The sequence below is a fragment of the Pseudomonas sp. P4_C3 genome, from assembly GCF_056402075.1.
Genome location: NZ_JBFUIC010000397.1, coordinates 1 through 3,337, shown reverse-complemented (window position 1 = coordinate 3,337; position 3,337 = coordinate 1). Strand labels below are relative to the sequence as shown.

Sequence of the window (3,337 nt, the reverse complement as noted above, 5' to 3'; positions counted from 1 at the left end):
GATTTGCTCACGGGGCTCAATTCGGTATGTGCCTTTCATGGTTGCAGTCTAAAAACGACCGCTGTTTTATACATGGGAGCGCTATCCCTTTTTTCTGGGAGTCAATCAGCCATGAAAACAGGGCTTTACGGGACAAATGTCATGGGTGGGGCTACCTGAAGCGTTATAGAAAAAAGCTACAGGCTGCAACGATTGCTATCATGATCAGCTAACACAACCCGCCTAAAGAGGCAGCGACCCGCATGCCAATTCAAGTCCTGTTAGTAGCTCTACCGCTCGTGGCCTGGGGCCTTGAGCGTCTGGTGGAAAGCGCTCAACCGAGGTTGACGCTGGCGGGCTCGGTGGCGTCGGTGGCGGAGTACCTGCTTTCGCTTCACCAATACGCGCCAGATGTGGTGGTGCTGGACCTGGACAGCGAGGACTGTATCGAGTCGCTGGTCGACTTGCACAGCCAGACCAAAGCCAGGATTCTGGTAGTGACAGGGTCGAGCGACGTGGCGCTGCATGACAGAGCGGTGCTGGCGGGCGCACGTGGCGTGGTGGATAAGCGGGAGTCGGCCTCCGCATCGACATTGCTCAAAGCCATAGAAAAAGTGCATGACGGCGAACTCTGGATTGACCGCAATGCGACCAGCCGTATCTTCCTTGAACTGGCGCGCAAGAAAGCCGAGCGCGATATTGACCCGGAGCAACAAAAAATCGCCAAGCTAACGCGCCGCGAGCAGCAAACCATTGCATCGCTGGCCAGCGACCCCTCAGCCCCTGGCAAATTGGTGGCCGAGAAGTTGCACATCAGCGAGCACACGCTGCGCAACCATTTAACATCGATCTACAGCAAGCTGGGCCTGACGAACCGCGTAGATCTGTACGCCTACGCACACAAGCATGGCCTTTCCACAGGCGACTGAGGACTGCGGCAATACTCCTTCTGCTTACACAGAATTCAGTTTTGTTGCATCGACCGGTTGAATCCACAGCCAAATGCAGACTTTAACGCTGGCACGTGGTTATGATCCGGGATAACCAGGATCCCTTGGACCCACGCTTATGCCAGCCTCGCAAATCCGCCCCTCACCCGCGCCACTGCTCAAACCAGGAGAAACGGTGGTCCTGTTCGACGGTGTCTGCAAGCTGTGCAATGGCTGGGTGAGGTTCTTGATTCGCCATGACCGCCAGCGGCGAGTGCGGTTGGCGGCGGTTCAGTCACCCGAGGGGCAGGTTCTGCTCGCGTGGGCAGGTTTGCCCGTGGATCAATTCGACACCATGGCGGTGATCCGCGACCGACACTACTGGGACCGTTCGGATGCATTTTTCGAAATCATCGCCCAGTTTTCCGCACTCTGGCGCCCCGTGAACCTGTTGCGTATCTTCCCTCGCAAACTTCGAAATTGGGCATACGACCGCATTGCGCTTAATCGTTATCGGCTCTTCGGGAAATACGACACGTGCCTATTGCCGGAGCCTGATCATGAACAGCGTTTTTTGAAAGCGCCCCTATGAACGCCCTCACACGCATTAACCGGATCACCCGTTCCACATCTGGCATCACCGCCAAATGCCTGCAAACGATGCTACCGAAATTTCCGTAGCCACCGACCACCATCACCCTGAATACCCTTCAGCTATTCCCTGACTGACAGGCTGCTTTCGGCTRTGGATTCAACCGGTGGTGAAAGGCAACAATCGGCCAATACCCGACATTTCCCCCTGGCTCGATAGCAGGCGTTTTCGGTCCACGTACTGTCACAACCACCGCGCGAAAAATCCGTCATGACATGTCATGACCTCCTTCAGAAACGGACTTTGACCAACAAATACGGGGTTTAAAGGACGAATGGTCGAGAGGCGTCAAGCGCGGGGAATTGCCGGGAGTTTGCAGCCACTACAGGCTTTTCAGGCAGGCACGTTCGTCGCGGTGCAGTGAACTTCACTCTCATCACGTGTCACATTAGGTCCTTGTCAAGCCAACTACAGAAGAGGTACAGCCTTATGAGCATGGCCACAATTGTCAGTGCCGTGATTTCCAGTCTCGCACCCAGTGTCTTCGACCAGAACAGCCTGCAAGACCCCGGCGCGCATGTTTCGGCCGTTGAATACCACTATGGGATGGACATCGATGTGAAACGCGTACTGCAGCGCACCGATACATCCGACAAGACCGGCGTGGTACCGGTGACCCTGGTCTACGAAGACAGCGAGGGCGAGGTTCACAAGATCCGTTTCCTCGAATGGGGTGCAAGCCCCACCGCCCCCACCAGCATTGCCTGATCCGCTCGCCGACAGGGTTCCGGGCCTCGCCTGCCCCCCCAGAAGCGGAAGCTAAACCTCATAGGCACCCAGTGCGGATGATGTTTTTGTTACCTGAAAATTAAAATAATCGAATGATTAAAAGTTCATTCGTGAAAATCACTATTATCTTGGCCGCGTCATGCCGCAAGATTAATTAATAGTAATTACTGGATCTTGACTGCCATCAGCAACGGCAAACTCCAATTATGCCGTGCCGAGAGCCAAGTTGATTCACTATTACAACCAAGAGGTCACCATGGAACTTAGTATGTTTTCTTCGTCCACCGTGGAATATGTGCGTTTGGGCGTTGTATATTTTCATCTTATCGCCTGCTGCGTGGCAATCGGGCTGGTTTTGACCAGTGACATTGCAATGGTCAAACAACTCCTGAAGGGCGATGCATCAGGTCACCATGATGACGCGCACATGGACAGTCTTCAAAAAACCGTATCGCTTGCACTTGTCGCGCTCTGGATTACAGGCATTGGTATTGTCGGGATCGATTATGCCGGCAAGGGGATGGAGTATTTCCTCAATCCAAAAATACAAGCCAAAATCGGCATCGTTGTGCTGTTGACCGTTAACGGCTTCGTGTTGCATCGCGCTGTATTGCCGGCGCTGAAAAAAGCCGGTTCGTTACTGAAACTCTCCTTCARCCTGCGCATGCTGGCGCTGTTCTCGGGGGCGTTCTCTGGCGTGTCGTGGTTCTATGCCGCCATGCTGGGCGTTGGTCGTCCACTGGCCTGGAAGTACTCGCTGGTGGAGTTGCTGGCAGCCTATCCGGTGCTCATCGTCGCTGGATTCGGGATGATGGTATTGCTCACTGCCTGGGCCAAAAACAGAGACACCGAAGCGCACATGGAGCAAGGCACCAGGACTCCAGGAAACGCCGCCCTGGCTGGCTGGTAACTCCAGGTTGAACAAGGACGTTCAGCGCTAGCCAATGAATCCCGCTTTAACTGTTAATAAAGTCTCACTTGAGGATACCCAAATGAAATCCATGAAAGTTCTCTTCGTAGTCGCCACTCTGACCGCTTCTTCTCTGGC

Annotated in this window: 5 protein-coding genes; all 5 read left to right on the top strand. The window is 54.3% G+C overall.

Annotated features, from left to right (window positions below):
* A partial coding sequence (locus AC1DVH_RS28245; RefSeq protein WP_477756562.1) for a hypothetical protein occupies nucleotides 1–212 on the top strand: 212 nt, incomplete at its 5' end.
* A gap of 90 nt (nucleotides 213–302) precedes the next feature.
* Complete coding sequence (locus tag AC1DVH_RS28240; protein ID WP_477756561.1) at nucleotides 303–908, top strand: LuxR C-terminal-related transcriptional regulator; 606 nt, start codon at nucleotides 303–305, stop codon at nucleotides 906–908.
* A 139-nt stretch (nucleotides 909–1,047) separates the two neighbouring features.
* Nucleotides 1,048–1,500: a thiol-disulfide oxidoreductase DCC family protein gene (locus AC1DVH_RS28235; protein WP_477756560.1), complete on the top strand. Its 453-nt coding sequence runs from the start codon at nucleotides 1,048–1,050 to the stop codon at nucleotides 1,498–1,500.
* A 489-nt stretch (nucleotides 1,501–1,989) separates the two neighbouring features.
* A complete protein-coding gene (locus AC1DVH_RS28230) occupies nucleotides 1,990–2,268 on the top strand; it encodes a DUF2790 domain-containing protein (RefSeq protein ID WP_477756559.1) in 279 nt (92 codons plus the stop codon).
* A 277-nt stretch (nucleotides 2,269–2,545) separates the two neighbouring features.
* Nucleotides 2,546–3,199, top strand: a complete 654-nt coding sequence (locus AC1DVH_RS28225; RefSeq protein ID WP_477756558.1) for a hypothetical protein — start codon at nucleotides 2,546–2,548, stop codon at nucleotides 3,197–3,199.
* The last annotated feature ends 138 nt before the right edge of the window (nucleotides 3,200–3,337 follow it).

Excerpts from the sequence above, each read along its gene's own strand:
- AC1DVH_RS28235 (WP_477756560.1), top strand. The coding sequence starts at position 1,048 with ATGCCAGCCTCGCAAATCCGCCCCTCACCCGCGCCACTGCTCAAACCA.
- AC1DVH_RS28230 (WP_477756559.1), top strand. The coding sequence starts at position 1,990 with ATGAGCATGGCCACAATTGTCAGTGCCGTGATTTCCAGTCTCGCACCC.